The sequence below is a fragment of the Streptomyces sp. NBC_00557 genome (assembly GCF_036345995.1).
Taxonomy (GTDB): domain Bacteria; phylum Actinomycetota; class Actinomycetes; order Streptomycetales; family Streptomycetaceae; genus Streptomyces.
Genome location: NZ_CP107796.1, coordinates 1,084,726 through 1,101,959 on the forward strand (window position 1 = coordinate 1,084,726; position 17,234 = coordinate 1,101,959).

Genomic DNA, 17,234 nt, shown 5'->3' on the forward strand with positions numbered 1-17,234 from the left:
CCGAACCACACGCGATCGTCACATTCAGCCCAGCGGCACCGGTCCGCCGCCCGGCTTCCTGCCCCGCCAGTCCAGACACACCACCAGGGCGTCGTCGTCCGGCACCGGCTTGCCGCGGTGCCCGGTCAGCTCGCGCAGGATGGCGCGCGGCACCTCGGCGGCGGGCAGCAGCCGGGTGGCCTGGATGGCGCGGGCCAGCGCGGCGTCCCCGTACGTCTCGCCCTTGGGCGAGGCCACGGCGTGCACGCCGTCGCTGACGAAGACGAGCCGGTCGCCGGGCTCGACCTGGAAGTCCTGGGCCACATAGTCGGTCTCCTCGAACATGCCCAACGGAAGCTGGGCGTCGAAGGTGACGCGTTCCACCGTGCCGCCCCGCAGCCGCAGCATCTGGGGCGAGCCCGCGTCCACGACGCTGGCCCGGCCGGTGGCGAGGTCGAAGTCGAACATGAGCACGGACAGGTAGCAGCGCCCCTGGTAGTGCGCGTACACGGCCTGGTCGGCGAGGGCCGCCTGGTCGGCGATGGAGATGCCGGCGCGCCGCGCGTTGCGCAGGGCGTTGATGGCCAGGTTGGTCAGCAGGGAGGCCTCTATGCCCTCGCCCATGCCGTTGGTGACGTAGAGCATCAGATGGTCCGCCGTCGCGGACCAGTCGAAGTTGTCGCCGAAGATGGCGTACGCCGGCTCCAGTTGAGCGCCCAGTTCGTACTCGGGGCGGGAGCAGGAGCGGCCGGGCAGCAGCTGCCACTGCATCTCGGCGGCCAGGGTGAGCCGCTCCTTGCGCCGCGCCTGCAGATACACGTCGGTGTCGCGCTCGGCCACGATCAGCTCGTGCCCCAGCACCTCGGCGATCTCGGCCAGTTCGGGCTCCCAGCGGCGCACCGCCTCGCCCCCGGGCAGGGTCACGGACAGCACGCCGAGCCGGTCGCCGCGCACGGTCACCGGCAGGTGCAGGCGGGCCCGCCCGTCCCGGCCCTCCTCGCAGTACGGCTTCTGCGAGCCGAAGGCGCGGCCGGCCGGGCTGTTGTGCACCGACACCGGCTGAAGCGCGCGGGGCGACAACGGCTGAAGCACCGTCAGGCCGTAGTCGGCCATCAACAGCTCGGCGTCTTCCGCGCCGTACTGCTCGATCAGTACGACGCGCACGGCGTCGAGCAGGTCGTGGGGAGCCGCCGTGCGCAGAGCGCGTTCAGCGGCAAGGAATCTTTTCACGATGAGAAACACACCAACCTTTCGCCGGACAACGTAGGGGCCTCGCTCACGAGGCCGAACTCCTGCCTGAGCCACGTCTGTCACGCCGGATCGGCTCCGGCCGCGCGTGCGCCTAGTACGCTGACAGGCGCCCCAGTGCCTGCGAGAGTGTGACCGTGACTGCCTTCCGCCGCCGCCCAGAGCCCGAAGAGGTCGCGCGTGTGACCACCAAGGCCGTCGAGCTGCTGGAGGTCGTGTGGGGCCGGGCCTCCACCGCGCCCACCTCCGCGTCCCAGCTTCGGGTGCTGCACATCCTCGAGCACCACGACGGCATCAACCTGCGCACGCTCGCCGAGAGCCTCGCCTCGACCCCGCCGTCCACGAGCCGGTTGTGCGACCGGCTCGTCGCCGCCGGGTTCGTCGAGCGGGTGGTGAGCGCGGAGGACCGGCGCGAAGTGCGGCTGCACCTCAGCGGCCGAGGCCGCGCCTTCCTCGCCGACCTGCGCACCCGCCGCGAGCGGGAGCTGCGGAAAGTGCTGGCGGATATGCCCGCCGTCAAGCGGATCGCGCTGCTGGAGGGGCTCGAGGCGTTCTGCGCCACAGCGGCGACGCAGATACACGAGGACACCACGGATCCCAGCAGCCAGACCGCCTGAGCCGCCGTGGGCGGCGCCTGCGCCACCGCCGCCTTTCGGCGACGACGACCAGCGCACGGAGTGGTCTCCGTCCACCGGAGCATTCCAGGTCCTTCCCCGCGCACGTCCGACACGGCTACTTTGTTGCCTCATGGCTATTGTTGTCAAACGGCAACAGTCCGTCCGACAGCCCCTTACGTGGATGCAGTTACCCCGTAACGGCGCGATGTGCAGATGTTGTGCCGAATGTCTCGGCGGAGGGCGGCGGAATCCGGGCAAGCAGGGCGTACGCCCGCTCAGGCCAGGGCGCGGGCGATGAGCAAGGCGACGTCGTCCTCGCCACCGGGCGAGCGCAGCGTCTGCAGGAGCCGGTCGCAGGTCTCCTCGACACCGTGGCCGCGGGTCGCGGTGAGGGTGTCGAGGAGGGTGTCCAGGCGGGCGTCGATGGGCTCGCTCCGGGTCTCGACCAGGCCGTCGGTGTAGAGGACCAGTTCGTCGCCGGGCCGGAAGGGGATGGTGGCCGCCTCGAAGGGCACCCCGCCGACGCCGAGCGGCGCGCCGGTGGGCAGGTCGAGCAGCCGCGCCGCCCGGCCGCGCCGGGTCAGGACGGGGGGCAGGTGGCCGGCGAGGCAGATCTCGCAGGTGCCCGTGTGGGGGTCGTAGACGCAGTAGATGCAGGTGGTGATGGTCTGCTCGATCACCTCGGTCAGATGGTCCAGGTGGTGCAGGGCCTCGGCGGGGGCGAGCGAGAGTTCGGCGAACGCGCGGGCGGCGCTGCGCAGTTGGCCCATGGTGGCGGCGGCCTTGATGCCGCTGCCCATGACGTCCCCGACGACCAGGGCGGTGCGGTCGCCCTGCAGCGGGATGGCGTCGTACCAGTCGCCGCCGATCTCGCTCGTGGCGCCGGCCGGCTGGTAGCGGCAGGCGACCTCCAGGCCGGGCAGGCCCGAGGGGGGCTCGGGGAGCAGGCTGCGCTGGAGGGTCAGGGCCGCGTCGCGCTGGGCCTGGTATCCGCGGGCGTTGTCGATGCAGACCGCGGCGCGGGCGGCCAGCTCGCTGGCGAGGAAGGCGTCGGCGTCGTCGAAGGGGACGGGGTTGCGGATGCGGGTGAGGTGGAGGGCGCCCAGGACTTCACCCCGGGCCAGGAGCGGTACGGCCAGGTAGGAGTGGACGCCCGCCGCGTCCATGAGGGAGGCGGCCTCGCCGTGCCGGGCGATGCGGCCCAGATCCTCTCGGGTGGTGTGGGGCACCAGGACGGGCCGGCGGGTGCGCACGCACCGGGTGATCAGCCGGTCGCCGCCGTAGCTGGCGAGGCCCCCGGGCGGGTCCGCGGCCCGGACGGCCTCGGTGGGGTGGGCCGCGCTCACGGCGAGGGTGTGGAAGAGCGCCGGCCCGTCGTGCGGCGCCGCCCGGCCGTCGAGGGCGCTGTCGAGGACGTCCACGGCCGCAACGTCGGCCAGCACCGGTACGACGACGTCGGCGAGTTCCCGCGCGGTGGTCTCCACGTCCAGTGTCGTGCCCACGGCGGTGGAGGCCCTGGCGATCAGTGACAGCCGTTCCCGGGCCCGGGCCGCCTCGGCGGCGGCTCGATGGCGTTCGGTGACGTCGATGACGACGTAGACGAGGCCGAGGACCCGCCCGCCGGAGTCCTCCAGCCGGTAGTACGACACGGACCAGGCGTGCTCGTGGTCCGGGTCGCCGGGAGGACGGCAGACGATGTGCCGGTCCACGACCGACTCGCCGGTCTCCAGGACATGACGCAGACGCCCCTCCGGGTCGGTGTCCAGGTAGGTGAGAACCTCCCCGACCGGGCGGCCCAGGCGCTCGGCGGCGGACTGACCGGTGATGCGTTCGAGCGCGGGATTCACGGCCAGGTACCGCAGGTCCGGGTCCAGGATGGCCAGCCCCACCGGGGACTGGGACACCAGGCACATGGCGAGGGCGGCATCGCGCTCGACGCGCTCCACCGCGCTCTGGTCCGCGGCGAGGCCGAGGGCGTAGACGTCACCGAGGTCGTCCAGCAGCCGCATGTTGCGGAATTCCACCATGCGGGTGCTGCCGTCCCTGCGCCGGATCGGGAAGGCCCCGGCCCAGTCGGTGCCCGTCCCCATGACCTCGGCGAACAGCTTGATCACTTCGTCACGGTGCTGCTCGTGGACCATGAGCTGGGCCGCGTACTGCCCCAGCGCCTGCTCGGCGGTGTAGCCGAAGAGGTCCTCGGCCTTCGGGCTCCAGAAGACCACCTGCCCCTCGGCGTTCAGGACCACCGCGGCGACGCTGAGCAGATCCAGCAGGCCACTGGGCGGCGCGGCGGAAGCCGCCGCCGACCGGTCGTGGCCTGCCCGGGAGGGTTGCGTCGCGCCCATGCCTCGGCTTCCTTCCCGCCCGGCCCCTCGGCTCGCGCCGTACGGGCCGGCGTTCTGGTCTCTCCCTCGTCTCTCCTCCATGGTCGGCCCAGGCCGGGCAGCACACATCTGGACCGGCCGCGGCACACCGGCCCCCGGGGCCTTGCCCCGCGGTGTGATCGGTGGGTGGTGGCACGCTGCGCGGGCATCGCCCCCGCGGGGCGGGGGCGGGGGCGCGGGCCGTGCCGGACGGTACGACGCCGGCGGTCGGCGCGTACGAGGTCGTGCCGGACGTGCCTGACGTGCCACGAGGGGCCGGACGCGCCCGACGGGCCGGACGCGCCGGACGGGCCACGACGACCGGCCCGGGTGACGCCGGCGGGGTCGCCGTCGGCGCCGCGGCGCGGAAGCGTGCGCCCTGCTCACCGACGAGCGGCTCGGCGCCGCGGGGATCGTCGCCGGGGGTGGCTCGGCGATCACCATCAGGCCGCCGAGCCGAAGATCGCCTGGGCCGCCGAGGGAACCCGAGCGGTACGCCCGCGTCCGGCGGCTGTGCATGCCCGGCCCTCGGCTGGTCAGCGAGCTCACCGGCGCCCACGTGCCGGACCGCCGCTCGCCGCTCGGCCCGGCCTGGCGACGGCGACCGCCGTGCCGACCGTTGCCGCGCCGCCGGCGAGCGCCGCCACCGCCGCCACCGTCGGCACCCACGCCAAGGTCAGGCCCCACGGGCCCCGACCGGACCCGGCCGCGAATGCTAGGGTCGCGACCGCGCGGCACGGGATGAGGCGGCCGGCGCCAGCGCGGTCCGTGCGCTCCGCTTCCCCACCGGTCACGCCGAACGGCTGGGCACCCGAGCCGGCGTTCCGCCATGACGACAGCAGGAGCCACCGTTTGACCAGCCGAGTCCTCCTGGTCTCCCCCGCGATGAGCGAGTCCGCGCGGCAGGCGCGTTTCGACGACGGCGGACCGCTCGACGACGGCGGCGCGGCACAGTCCCGCGCGGCGGCGGGCTCGCTGCCCTCCGCGGTGCGTGTCCTCTTCTCCCCCGGCGTGCGCTGCCGGGAGACGGCCGTGGCGCTGGGCCTCGACGGCGTGCCGGCAAGGGAGTTGGCGGGGCTCGACGTGGGGCGCTGGCGCGGCCGGACCCTGGGCGAGGTGGGGGCCGCCGAGCCGGACGCGGTGGGCCGCTGGCTCACCGACCCGGAGTGCGCACCGCACGGCGGTGAGTCCGTGCGCGACCTGTGCGGGCGCGTCGGGCGCTGGCTGGCCGACGCGCGGGCGCTGGACGGCCGTACGCTCGCCGTGGTCGAGCCGGAGGTGGTGCGGGCGGCGGTCGTGGGCGCGCTGGGGCTGCCCCTGTCCGTCTTCTGGCGCCTCGACGTACCGCCGTTGACGGTCACCGAACTCAGTGGCCGGGCCGGGCGCTGGAATCTGCGTCTGGGGCGTCCGCTCGCCGCGTCGGAGGAGGCCGGATAGCCGGCTCCGGCGGGGACGGCCTGGAGGCGGTGCGGCGGTGCGGTGGTGCCACGGCGAAGGGCCCCTCGGGCGGTTCCGAGGGGCCTTGGGCTGCTGGACCGGTCAGTGTGCGGCCGGAACCGCGTGCCCGCTGGTGGCCTTCGTCGGCCTGGGGTTCAGCAGCCGGTCGGCCAACTCGCCGAACGCGAGGCCGAATCCGGCCCACAGCGTGGTCTGGATCGCCAGTGCCGAGAGCCGGAACCGCCACAGCAGGGTGGCCGGGAAGTCCTTCGGTACCTCGTTGACGGCGGGCAGGAACTGGTAGGCCAGGCCGGTCACGACGGTGAACGCGGCCACCGCCACCACGGTCGCCCACCAGGTGCCCAGGCTCGGCGCGAGCCGCTTGCCCAGGATCGTGGCGGCGACCGCCAGCAGCACGCTGAGCAGCATCATCAGGAAGTACAGGGCGGTGCGCTTGCCGATGGTGCCGGGGTCGCCCACCGACGGCGGGTTGGCCGGATACTTCAGGAACGGCACCACGTACACGGCGAGCAGCGCGCACGCCGACAGCAGCAGTGCCGTGGCCCGCGGGCCGAAGCGGCCCACCCGTCCGAGGGCGAAGCAGAAGGCGAGCGCCGCGATGCCGCCGAACGCGACGCCGTAGACGAGGACGCCGGTGGCGAGGCCCGCGGTGGACTGCAGGGAGCGGGAGACGGTCTCCGTCTCGTGCTCGTGCGTGTGAGCGTGCTCGAAGCTGATCGCCTTGTCGACGTTCGGCTCACCGAGCACGTACGCCACGACCAGGGCGAGCACGCCGGCCGCGAGGCCGGCGAGCATGCCCCGTACGAGCAGGTTCCGTACGGTTGCGGAGTTCATGGGTGGGCGGTGTCCCCGGCGTCAGTGGCAGGGGAAGCCGAGCAGGTGACGGGCGTCGTGCACCCACTCGTGGACGTCCGTGCCGTTGAACACGGAGGTGGCGCCCTGCTCGGCGCCGACGAAGTAGAGCAGGATCAGCATGAGTACGCCGAAGAAGACCGCCCAGGGAGCTATCGCCTTCAGCGGCAGCTTGGCGGGTACGACGGGGGTGGTGGCTGTCGGCTGGGCGACGGTCTGCGCCATGGCAGGACCTCCTCTGGGAGTTCGCGTCCCATCTCGGTGGTGCACAGGACGACGGCCACGGGTCTGACTCACGGGTCCCTTACGGGGGTTCCGCATACAGTGGCGCGACCGTGCCGGATTCCCACCGGCTTCCGTTCCGCCGTCGTCGATATCGGACCGACCGTACCGCGTCACAGGCGCACGGCCAAGACCGCCTCCCCTTACGTGATCTTCCTCTCCCGCCGAACGGGAGCGGCGCCGGCGGCTACCCCTGTGCGGAGCGGGCCTGGATGCCGGGGCGGAACTTCGGGACGCGGAGGGTGATCTTCGTGCCCGCGCCGACGCCCGTCTCGATGACCAGGCCGTGGTCGTCGCCGTAGACCTGGCGCAGCCGGCGGTCGACGTTGCTCAGGCCGATGCCGGTGGCCGGGCCGGCGGTGCCGCGCAGGATGGCGCGCAGGCGTTCCGGTTCCATGCCGACGCCGTTGTCCTCGACGACGACGCGGGCCTCGGTGCCTTCGTCCTCGGCGGTGATCGTCACGCTCAATCGCTCCACGGGTCCCTCCAGGCCGTGTTTGAGGGCGTTCTCGACCAGGGGCTGCAGACAGAGGAAGGGCAGCGTCACGGGCAGCACCTCGGGAGCGATGCGCAGGGTCACCTTCAGGCGGCGGCCGAAGCGGGCGCGGGCGAGCTCCAGGTACTGCTCGATGGAGCGCAGTTCCTCGGCGAGGGTGGTGAAGTCGCCTTCGCGCCGGAAGGAGTAGCGGGTGAAGTCGGCGAACTCCTGCAGGAGTTCGCGGGCGCGCTCGGGGTCGGTGCGGACGAAGGACGCGATGCTGGCGAGGGAGTTGTAGATGAAGTGCGGGGAGATCTGCGCGCGCAGCGCCCGCACCTCGGCCTCGTGGGCGCGGGCGCGGACCCCGTCGAGAGCGGCGAGTTCCACGTCGGCGGAGAGCCGGCGGGCCGCTTCCTCGCCGGCGCGCACGAGAGCGGCCGACTCCTCGGCGGCGAACAGGGCGAGGGCGCCGGGGGCGCCTTCGCCGTCCGGGCCGTCGGCGGTGAGAGGCAGCAGGGCGCCCCAGCGCACGGGGCAGCGGGGATCGTCGCAGGACAGCGGGAAGGTACGGGCGCGGGGCGGGCGGGCGAGCAGCGCCGTGACCTCCGCGCGATGGTGGTCGCCGGCGCCGTCCCAGGCGAGCACGGAGGCGTCGTCGGTGAGCGCGAGGGCGGGCGTGCCGAGCAGCGGGCGCAGCCTGCGGGCGGACTTGCGGGCGGTGTCGGGGGTGAGCCCGGCGCGCAGGGGTGCCGCGGCGAGCGCCGCGCTGTGCAGGCCGTGGGCCAGGGCGCGGGCTCCCTCGCTGTCGGCGGAGTGCTCCTGCTGCCGGCGCGCCGCACCATGCCCGAGCGCGGCCCCGAGCACGAACAGCGCGAGCCCGGCCAGCACGAGCGCGGCGGTGCCGAGGACGGTCATGACCTGGGCGGGACCGGACCGGCGGGGCGGACGCAGGCGCCGGGCGCGCAGCGACTGCGCCGGCCCACCACGGCACGAGGCACACGGCCGCCCTCCCCCGGCCCCCGGTTCGCCCACGCCGTGAACGGCGTGCCGGTGCCGCGCGGTTGGTTCTCGTGGTCGCTGCGGTCCGGCAGAGCGTGGCCGGTGGCCGGTGCCGGGGGGCGGTGGGCGGTGTCGGTGGGTGGCACTGGGGCTCCTGGAGTCAGGGCGTCGCCGGTCCGGGGCGGGTGGGGGGCGGGGGTTCGGGGAGGTGGAGGCGGGACATGGTCGCGGCGGTGCCGGGCGGGACGCGGCCGCGGGTCGCCAGGGAGGTCAGCACCATCGCGGTGAAGCCCGCGGGGACGGACCACACCGCGGGCCAGGCGAGCAGCGTGTGCAGCCAGCCCGAGCGCGCGCCGCCGGCGATCGTGGCCGTCACGGCGGTGAACGCCGATCCCCCGCCGAGGAGCAGCCCGGCGATCGCGCCCGGCGGGGTCAGGCCGCGCCACCAGATGCCGAGGACGAGCAGCGGGCAGAAGGAGGACGCCGAGACGGCGAAGGCCAGGCCGACCGCGTCCGCCACGGGCAGGTCGCTGACCACGGCCGCGGCGGCGGTCGGCACCGCGATGGCGGGCAGCGTGGCGAGCCGGAAGTGGCGGACGCCGAGCGTGGGCAGGACGTCCTGGGCGAGGACGCCCGCGACCGACATGGTGAGCCCGGAGGCCGTGGAGAGGAACGCGGCGCACGCGCCACCCGCGACGAGCGCGCCGAGCAGGTCCCCGGCGACACCGCCGAGCAGCCGCTGCGGCAGGACGAGGACCGCGGCGTCGGTGTCGCCGGTCAGCAGCAGGTCGGGGGCGTACAGGCGGCCGAGCATGCCGTACAGGGGGATCAGGAGGTAGAACGCGCCGAGGAGGGCGAGCACGCTGACGGTGGTGCGGCGGGCGGCGCGGCCGTCGGGGTTGGTGTAGAAGCGGACGACGACGTGCGGCAGGCCCATGGTGCCGAGGAAGGTGGCGAGGATCAGCCCGTAGGTGGCGTACAGGCTGTGCTGTCCGCGGTCCGAGGACAGCGGTCTGGCCCAGCTGGAGGGCGCCGCCCGGCCGGGGCTGCCGTCGGGCAGGGGGACGCGGGCGCCGGCCGGGAAGCGCAGGGCCGTGTCCGCTCCGACACGGTGACGGCCCGCGCCGAGCCGCACGGAAGTCCCGTGCACCGTACGGCCGTCGACCGTCCCGGACGCGGTCACGCGGACCGGTTCGCGCACGGTGAGGGTGAGCGTCCGGTCCAGGCGCACCTCGGTGGAGCGGTGGAAGACGGGCCGTTCGTCCCAGGCGGCGGCCGGGGCGCCGTCGCCGCGCCAGGCCGGCAGCAGGAACACGACGGGCACCAGCAGGGCGGTGAGTTTGAGCCAGTACTGGAAGGCCTGGACGAAGGTGATGCTGCGCATGCCGCCCGCGGCGACGGCCGCGGTCACCACGACGGCGACGATGAGCCCGCCGAGCCAGCCGGGGGCGCCGGTGAGCAGCCGCAGGGTGAGGCCGGCGCCGCGCAGCTGGGGCAGCAGGTACAGCCAGCCGATGCCGACGACGAGCACGCCGGCGGTCCTGCGCACCGCCCGGGACTCCAGCCGGGCCTCGGCGAAGTCGGGCAGCGTGTAGGCGCCGGAGCGGCGCAGCGGGGCGGCGACGAAGGCCAGCAGGACCAGGAACCCGGCGGTGTAGCCGATGGGGAACCAGAGCATGTCGACGCCCTGGGCGAGGACCAGTCCGGCGACGCCGAGGAAGGAGGCGGCGGAGAGGTACTCGCCGCTGACCGCGCAGGCGTTCAGGCGCGGGGCGACGGTGCGGGAGGCGACGTAGAAGTCGGAGGTGGTGCGGGAGATGCGCAGGCCGAGCGCGCCGACGAGGACCGTGGCGAGGATCACGGCGGTCACGCCCACGATGCCGTACGTCTGGTTCACCGGCCGGCTCCGGCGGCAAGTCGGCGCATGGTCAGGGGCGTTCCGCGGGCGTGCCGACGGCCGTGCCGGTCTCGTTGCGTTCGGCGCGGCGCACGTACCAGACGCCGATGGCGAGCAGGGCGGGGTACGGCGCCACGCCCAGCAGGAGCCAGACGGCCAGGGGGACGCGGGGTGCGGCGTCGGCGAGCGGGAGGATCCGCAGCAGGACGGGGAGCAGGCCGAGCAGGAGCGTGAGGAGGGCGGTTGCGGTGAGCGCGGCCCGCAGCTGACGCCGTATCAGCCGGCTTGCGGCCGCCTCGGAGGTGGGGTGCGGGGAGGGCGCGGGGCGGGGTGCGGTCGTATGGCCGGCGGGGCGCGGCCGTGCGGTGACCACCTCTCTGCGAGGGACGGATTCCGCACCCATGCCGCACTCCCCGACGCCGCGGTGATCGCCTTGTGCTGCGGCGAGTGTACGCAGCGGGCACGTGCCGGGACAGCGGCCGGACCGGAATCGCCACAGCTCCGTCACCCGGCGGACGGCCGGGCGGCTCACCGCGCCCTGCCCGCCGCGTGTCTGGTCAGCAGGTCGCGCAGTTCGCGGGCGTTGCGCCGGCTCACGGCGAGGAGGCGGTCGCCGATCCGTACGGACACGTTGCCGCCGTCCAGGCGGAGTTCCTCGATGCGGCCGAGGGCGACGAGCCGGCTGCGGTGGATGCGGACGAACCCGCGGGCGCGCCACTGTTCCTCCAGGGTGGACAGCGGGACGCGCACCAGGTGGCTGCCGTGGGGGGTGTGCAGGCGCGCGTAGTCGCCCTGGGCCTCGACATGGGTGATGTCGGCGATGGGCACGAACCGGGTCACCCCGCCCAGTTCGACGGGGACGTGGTCGTCGAAGGCGGGGGCGGGCGGCGGCAGGGCGGCCGGCCGGGGTCCCTGTCCGGCGCGGACGAGTTCGGCGACCCGGCGCACGGCTTCGGAGACGCGTTCCTTGCGGAGGGGTTTGAGCAGATAGTCGACGGCCTTGAGGTCGAAGGCGCGGACCGCGAAGTCGTCGTGCGCGGTGACGAAGACGATCAGTGGCCGAGCCGCGAACCCGCCGATGAGGCGGGCGAGTTCGAGGCCGTCGAGTCCGGGCATGTCGATGTCGAGGAAGACGGCGTCGACGCGTTCCCCGCCGTCCGGTCCGCCCTCCAGGGCCCGGCCGAGCCGGCGCAGCGCCTCGGTGGGCCCGGCCGCGGGCACCACGGCACCGACCCGGGGATCCCGCTCCAGGAGGTAGAGCAGTTCCTCGAGCGCGGGTTCCTCGTCGTCCACGGCCAGCACCCGCAGGGGGGCGTCGCTCGCGGCCATCCGCACCGCTCCTTCCTCTTTCCACCACCCACGGTCGCATGGTGGTCCAGTCGGACGTCCGAGTCGAGATCGCCGGCGCCGGTGTACGAGGGCCGCCGCCGGGCGAGGATCCGGAGGCCGGCGAAGACGAGCAGAGGCGAGGAGACCTGGTGGCACACAGCGAGCCCGACGCGTGGGACGCGCACTACGCGGGCGGCGGCCGGTTCCGCCCGCGCGGCGCCGGCGAGCGCCGGCTGCTGGCGGAGCATCTCCCGGCGCCGGCCGGCGGACGCGCCCTGGACCTCGGCTGCGGGCTGGGCGAACTCGCCCGGCACCTGGCCGGTTCGGGCTACCGGGTGGACGCCGTCGACTGGTCGGAGACGGCGCTCGCCGAGGCCCGCCGCACCAACGCGCCCGGAGTGACGTACCGGCGCCTGGACATCGAGCGCGACGACCTCGGCCGGCTCCCCGACGCCGGCTACGACGTGATCGTCATGCGGCTGAGCCTCGCCTTCGTCCGCGACCGCACCCGGGTGCTGAACCGGCTGCGCGAGCGGCTGCGTCCCGGCGGGGCGCTGTGCGTGATCACACCGGTGGCCGGCGCCGTACCCCAGGACCGGCGCGGCATCGCCCTGGACGAGGAGGAGATCGGCCTGCTCGGCGCCGGCTGGGCGACGGCGGACCGGTACGACGCCGACGGCCTGGCCGTGCTCGTGCTGCGCGGCGCCGCTCCCGCCGCCCCCGGGTACGCCGGCAAGGGCACCCCTTCGCCGCACGCCCTCACCGGTGCCGGAGTGGTCGTGACGGACGCGGCGGGCAGGGTGCTGCTGGGCTGGTCGGTGCGGGGCGTGTGGGAGCTGCCGGGCGGCAAGAACGACGCAGACGAGGACTTCGCCGCCGCCGCCGTGCGGGAGCTGGAGGAGGAGACCTCCTTGAAGGCCGACCCGGCCGGGGCGCGGGTCCGGGCGATCCTGATGGACTCGGCGCACGGCGTCCCCCGGGTGACGGCGGCCGTCCGGGTGGGCGCCTTCACCGGCGAGCCGGTGGTCACCGAACCGCGGCTGATGCGCCGCTGGGAGTGGCACGAGGTCGCCGATCTCCCGCTGCTGGGGCGGCCGTTGTTCACACCGAGCGCGCATGTCCTGGACACGGTGTGGCCGGGTCTGCTGCCGGGGCTGCCGCCCGTGCACCGTTACCCGGTGACCGAGGGCTGAGCGGCCACGTCCGGCACCACGAGACGGGCCGATTCGCCGGGGCCCACCGGGACCACCCGGTCCCGCAGGCAGACGTCGATGGGGGCCCGGTCGGAGGCCGGCACGGAGATCTCCAGCAGGCCGCTGCGCAGCCGGAGGTGGACGCCCCAGTGGCCGTGGTAGCGGATGCGGACGCCGTAGGAGGACAGTTCGGGCAGCGGTACCGGGTCCAGGCACAGGGCGCCGTCGCGGGTCTCCAGGCCGGTCAGTCCGCGCTGGACGAGGTCGAGGGTGCCGGCCATGGCGCCGAGGTGGATGCCCTCGCCGGTGGTGCCGCCCTGCAGGTCGGCGATGTCGCCGCGCAGCGCCTCCTGGACGAAGGCCCAGGCGTCGGCGCGGCGGGCGCGGGTCAGGATCCAGCCGTGGACCAGGCCGCTGAGGGTGGAGCCGTGGCTGGTGCGGTGCAGGTAGTGGTCGACGGTCGCGGTCCACAGCCGCTCGTCGAGGCGGTGGCCCAGCCGGCGGAAGAGGGAGCGGAGTTCGGGCGCGGAGAAGAGATAGCCGAGCATGAGGACGTCGGCCTGCTTGGACGCCTTGTACCGGTTGACGCTGTCGCCCTCGGCCTCCAGGATCCGGTCCAGGCGCCGGATGTCCCGGTACCGCTTGCGATAGGCGTCCCAGTCGAGTTCGGCGAGGTCGCCGTAGCCCTCGAACTGGCTGATCACCCCGTCGTGGAAGGGCACATGGAGGGTGCGGGAGATCTCCTCCCAGCGGGCGGGCTCGTCCTGTTCCAGGCCGGTGCTCTGGCCGAGTTCGCGGCGGCGCGGCTCGGGCAGGATCCGGAGCAGTTCGAGGGCGCGGGCGAGCACCCAGGCGGCGGTGACGTTGGTGTACGCGTTGTCGTCCAGGCCCGGCCGGGGCGCGCCGGGGTAGGCGTCGTGGTATTCGTCGGGGCCCATCACGCCCCGGATCCGGTACCGGCCGAGGCGTTCGTCGTAGCCTGCGGAGTCCGCCCAGAAGCGGGCGATCTGCAGCAGCATCTCGGCGCCCTCGCCGTGCAGGAAGTCGGTGTCGCCGGTGGCCTCGCAGTACTGCCAGATGTTGTACGCCACCGCCGAGCCGACGTGGTGCTGGAGCCGGGAGTGGTCCGGCACCCAGCGGCCGGAGCGGGGGTTGAGGTGCACCTCCTGGGCCTCCTCGCGGCCGTCGCTGCCGCTCTGCCACGGATACAGCGCGCCGCGCCGGCCGGTCGCGCGGGCCGCGCGGCAGGCGGCGTCCAGTCGCCGGTGCCGGTAGTGGAGCAGGGCGTGGGACACCTCGGGCAGGTGCAGGTTCAGGTAGGGCAGGACGAACAGCTCGTCCCAGAAGACGTGGCCGCGGTAGGCCTCGCCGTGCAGCCCGCGCGCGGGGACGCCGACGTCGAGGTCGGCGGTGTGCGGGGAGAGGGTCTGCAGCACGTGGAACAGGTGCAGGCGCAGGATGGCGCCCGCCTCGCCCGGGACCTCCAGCGCGGTGCGCCGCCACAGCTGCTCCCAGGCCCGGGTGTGCGTCTCCAGCAGGTCCTCGAAGCCGGGGGCGGCGCCGACGCGGTCGACGGCGGCCTCCAGCGGGTCGCCGATGGCGGGGTCGTGCGAGGTGTGCAGGGCGACGGTCTTGTCGAGGGTGACGGCGGCGCCGGGCGCCGGGCGCAGCCGCACGTGCTGGACGGCGCGCAGGGCCTCCTGGCCCGTCGCCACGGGCGCGTCCGCGGTCATCCGGGCGGCCAGCGCGCACTCGATGCGGGAGGTGCGGGTGTGGCAGCGCAGCCACATCGCGCCGTGTTCGGCGAGGCCGGTCCGCACCTGGGTGAGGTGCCGGCCGTCCAGGTCGCGGTAGCGGGCCACGCCGGAGTTGGTGACGCGTCCGTCGAGCGCGGCCTCGACCTCCAGGTCGACCGCACGGTCGTCGACGCTGAACTCCGTGCGCAGGGCGGCGAGATGAGGGTCGGCCAGGTGGACGAGCCGCAGCTGGCGCACGTGCAGGGCGCCGCCGTCGTCGAGGCCGTAGCTGGTACGGCGCTCCAGCAGGCCGGGGTCGAGGTGGAGGGTGAGCCGGTGCTCGGTGACGGGGGCGGTGTCCGGGGTGAGCCAGGCGCCGCCCGCCGGACGGAAGCGCAGCGGCAGCCAGTTGGGGAGGTTGACCATGTCCTCGTTCTCGATGCGGCGTCCGGCGACCTCGGACGTGAGCCGGTCGTAGCAGCCGGCCACATAGGTGCCGGGGTAGTGGATGTCGTCGGCGGTGCACTCGGGCAGCGCCCCGCGGGTGGCGAAGTAGCCGTTGCCCAGGGTGCACAGCGACTCGCGCAGGCGTTCCTCCTCCGGTCGGTAGCCCTCGTACTCCCAGGTGGGTCCCGTCGCGCTCACCCCTCGGACAGCAGGCCGGCGAGGATCCGGTCGGGGGTGAGGGGCAGTTCGCGGAAGCGGATGCCGGTGGCGTGGTGGACGGCGTTGCCGATGGCGGCGGCGGCGCCGACGATGCCGATCTCGCCGATGCCCTTGCTGCCCATGGGGTTGAGGTGCGGGTCGTCCTCGTCGATCCAGTGCGCCTCGACGGCGGGGACGTCGGCGTGCGCGGGCACGTGGTAGGAGGCGAGATCCGCCTCGGTGAAGTCGCCGAACACCGGGTCCAGGGTGCTGCCCTCGGTGAGGGCCATGCCGAGACCCATCACCATGCCGCCGGTGAACTGGGAGCGTGCGGTACGGGCGTTGAGGATCCGCCCGGCGGCGAAGACGCCGAGCAGCCGCCGCACCCGGGTCTCGCCGGTGACGGTGTCGACGGCGACCTCGGCGAACTGGGCGCCGAAGGCGTGCCGGGCGTACGGGCTGTCGGCGTCGGCCTCGCCGGCGGTGTCGGCGCGGGTCTCGATGCCCTCGGCGGGCGGCGGTCCGGGGTGCCCGGCGAGCCGGGACGCCAGTTCGGTGCACGCCTTGTGCACGGCCCAGCCCCAGGACGCGGTGCCGGTGGAGCCGCCGGCCAGCCACGCGGACGGCAGGTCGCTGTGCCCGATCTCGGTGCGGACCCGGTCGAGGGGCGCGCCGAGGGCGTCGGCGGCGATCTGGGTGAGGACGGTACGGGCCCCGGTGCCGATGTCGGTGGCGTTGATCCGGACGGTGAAGGTGCCGTCGGGCAGGGCGCGGGCGGCCGCGGTGGCCGGGACGGCCGAGGCAGGGTAGGTGGCGGCGGCCACGCCGGTGCCGATGAGCAGCGGGCCCTCGGCGCGGCTGCGGGGGCGCGGGTCGCGGTCGGCCCAGCCGAAGCGGCGGGCGCCCTCGTGCAGGCACTCCACCAGGTGCCGGCTGCTGAACGGCTTGCCGCTGCCCGGTTCCCGCTCGGGGTCGTTGCGCACCCGGAGCTCCACCGGGTCCATGCCGAGCGCGTCGGCGAGTTCGTCGAGGGCGGATTCCAGGGCGTACATGCCGGGCGCCTCGCCGGGGGCGCGCATCCAGGACGGGCCGGGGACGTCGAGCCGGACCGCCCGGTGGACGCTGAGCAGGGCCGGGGTGGCGTACATGACGCGGGAGGGCACTCCGGCCTGCTCGACGAACTCCCGTACGCGGGAGCTGTGGGTGGTGACCTCGTGCAGCAGTGCGGCGAGCCGGCCGTCGGCGTGTGCGCCGAGGCGCAGCCGCTGCTCGGTCGGCGCGCGGTGGCCGACGGTGGTGGGCAGGTACCGGCGGGGGTAGGCGAGGGTGACGGGCCGGCCGGTGCGCCGGGCGGCCAGGGCGGCGAGGACGACGTCGGGGCGCGGGGTGCCCTTGGAGCCGAAGCCGCCGCCGACGTGCTCGGTGACGACGCGGACGTGCTCCTCCGGCATCCGGAACATGTGGGCGAGGACTTCCCGCACGGTGGTGCCGCCCTGGCTGGAGGTGTACACGGTGAGCCGGTCCCCGTCCCAGTGGGCGGTGCTGGTGTGCGGCTCCATGGGGTGGTTGTGCAGCGGGGGCACCCGGTAGGTGACGTCGACGCGGGTCTCGGCGCCGGCCAGGGCGGCCTCCGGGTCGCCGAACTCGACGCGGCCCGGGAATCCGGCGTTGGTCACCTCCGGCTCGTAGGTGTCCGGGTGGCCGGGGCGCAGCTCGGCGTCGTGCGGTACGGCGGCGTAGCCGACGCGGACGGCGCGGGCGGCGGCACGGGCCGCCTCCGGGGTCTCGGCGACGGCCAGGGCCACGCACCAGCCCCGGTGCGGCACGTCCGGGCTCTGCAGGACGGCGAGCGTGCCGTCCTCGGGCTCGGCGAGCCGGGGCGCGTCGCCGGGGGTGAGCACGTCGAGGACACCGGGCAGGGCGAGGGCGGCGGAGGTGTCGACGCCGGTGACCCGCCCGCGCGCGACCGTGGCGGGCACGGGCCAGGCGTGCGCCCTGCCGGCCAGCTGGTACTCCCCGGCGTAGCGGGCGGTGCCCCCCACCTTCAGCGATCCTTCCCGCCGCTCGACGGCGGCGCCGAGGACGCCACCGGCAGGGCGCCGGGTCTGCGGGGCGGGGTGCTCGTCCGGGGGGTGGGCGGTCATGGTTCCTCCTGCGT

Annotated in this window: 13 protein-coding genes and 1 riboswitch; of the genes, 3 read left to right on the forward strand and 10 right to left on the reverse strand. The window is 74.7% G+C overall.

From position 1 onward, the window contains the following. Positions 1 to 24: 24 nt before the first annotated feature. Positions 25 to 1,209: a PP2C family protein-serine/threonine phosphatase gene (locus tag OG956_RS04170; protein ID WP_330336560.1), complete on the reverse strand. Its 1,185-nt coding sequence runs from the start codon at positions 1,207 to 1,209 to the stop codon at positions 25 to 27. Between the two features lie 200 nt (positions 1,210 to 1,409). Between OG956_RS04170 and OG956_RS04175 the strand changes: the two genes are divergently transcribed. Continuing rightward, positions 1,410 to 1,844, forward strand: coding sequence for a MarR family transcriptional regulator (locus tag OG956_RS04175; protein ID WP_330336561.1), 435 nt, complete (start codon positions 1,410 to 1,412; stop codon positions 1,842 to 1,844). Between the two features lie 275 nt (positions 1,845 to 2,119). On the opposite strand, the gene OG956_RS04180 is transcribed toward OG956_RS04175, so the two are convergent. Next, positions 2,120 to 4,189 (reverse strand): SpoIIE family protein phosphatase, encoded by a 2,070-nt coding sequence (locus OG956_RS04180; RefSeq protein ID WP_330336562.1) that lies wholly within the window; start codon positions 4,187 to 4,189, stop codon positions 2,120 to 2,122. 870 nt (positions 4,190 to 5,059) lie between these two features. Here OG956_RS04180 and OG956_RS04185 point away from each other — a divergent pair. After that, positions 5,060 to 5,644, forward strand: coding sequence for a histidine phosphatase family protein (locus tag OG956_RS04185; RefSeq protein ID WP_330336563.1), 585 nt, complete (start codon positions 5,060 to 5,062; stop codon positions 5,642 to 5,644). A gap of 102 nt (positions 5,645 to 5,746) precedes the next feature. Here OG956_RS04185 and OG956_RS04190 read toward each other — a convergent pair whose 3' ends face one another. From OG956_RS04190 to OG956_RS04215, 6 genes are all read right to left on the reverse strand, one after another. Beyond that, positions 5,747 to 6,499, reverse strand: coding sequence for a CbtA family protein (locus OG956_RS04190; protein ID WP_330336564.1), 753 nt, complete (start codon positions 6,497 to 6,499; stop codon positions 5,747 to 5,749). A 21-nt stretch (positions 6,500 to 6,520) separates the two neighbouring features. Further along, positions 6,521 to 6,742 (reverse strand): CbtB domain-containing protein, encoded by a 222-nt coding sequence (locus OG956_RS04195; protein ID WP_330336565.1) that lies wholly within the window; start codon positions 6,740 to 6,742, stop codon positions 6,521 to 6,523. Between the two features lie 36 nt (positions 6,743 to 6,778). Beyond that, positions 6,779 to 6,919: riboswitch (cobalamin riboswitch) on the reverse strand. Positions 6,920 to 6,986: 67 nt separating this feature from the next. Beyond that, positions 6,987 to 8,192 carry a sensor histidine kinase gene (locus OG956_RS04200; protein ID WP_330336566.1) on the reverse strand — a complete coding sequence of 402 codons (1,206 nt, stop codon included), beginning with the start codon at positions 8,190 to 8,192 and terminating at the stop codon, positions 6,987 to 6,989. 244 nt (positions 8,193 to 8,436) lie between these two features. Further along, complete coding sequence (locus tag OG956_RS04205) at positions 8,437 to 10,173, reverse strand: sodium/solute symporter (RefSeq protein WP_330336567.1); 1,737 nt, start codon at positions 10,171 to 10,173, stop codon at positions 8,437 to 8,439. A 31-nt stretch (positions 10,174 to 10,204) separates the two neighbouring features. Continuing rightward, entirely contained in the window at positions 10,205 to 10,576 is a 372-nt protein-coding gene (locus OG956_RS04210; RefSeq protein WP_330336568.1) for a hypothetical protein, read from the reverse strand. A gap of 125 nt (positions 10,577 to 10,701) precedes the next feature. Beyond that, positions 10,702 to 11,502 (reverse strand): LytR/AlgR family response regulator transcription factor, encoded by an 801-nt coding sequence (locus OG956_RS04215; protein WP_330336569.1) that lies wholly within the window; start codon positions 11,500 to 11,502, stop codon positions 10,702 to 10,704. 149 nt (positions 11,503 to 11,651) lie between these two features. Here OG956_RS04215 and OG956_RS04220 point away from each other — a divergent pair, with 149 nt between their 5' ends. Then, the gene (locus tag OG956_RS04220; protein WP_330336570.1) at positions 11,652 to 12,695 is read left to right on the forward strand and encodes a bifunctional class I SAM-dependent methyltransferase/NUDIX hydrolase; all 1,044 of its coding nucleotides are present in this window, start codon (positions 11,652 to 11,654) and stop codon (positions 12,693 to 12,695) included. On the opposite strand, the gene OG956_RS04225 is transcribed toward OG956_RS04220, so the two are convergent. Next, positions 12,674 to 15,076 carry a glycoside hydrolase family 65 protein gene (locus OG956_RS04225; protein WP_330336571.1) on the reverse strand — a complete coding sequence of 801 codons (2,403 nt, stop codon included), beginning with the start codon at positions 15,074 to 15,076 and terminating at the stop codon, positions 12,674 to 12,676. The two genes, OG956_RS04220 and OG956_RS04225, sit on opposite strands and share 22 nt — an antisense overlap. Beyond that, a complete protein-coding gene (locus OG956_RS04230; protein ID WP_330336572.1) occupies positions 15,073 to 17,220 on the reverse strand; it encodes a xanthine dehydrogenase family protein molybdopterin-binding subunit in 2,148 nt (715 codons plus the stop codon). Before OG956_RS04230 ends, OG956_RS04225 begins: the two co-directional genes overlap by 4 nt. Positions 17,221 to 17,234 lie beyond the last annotated feature (14 nt).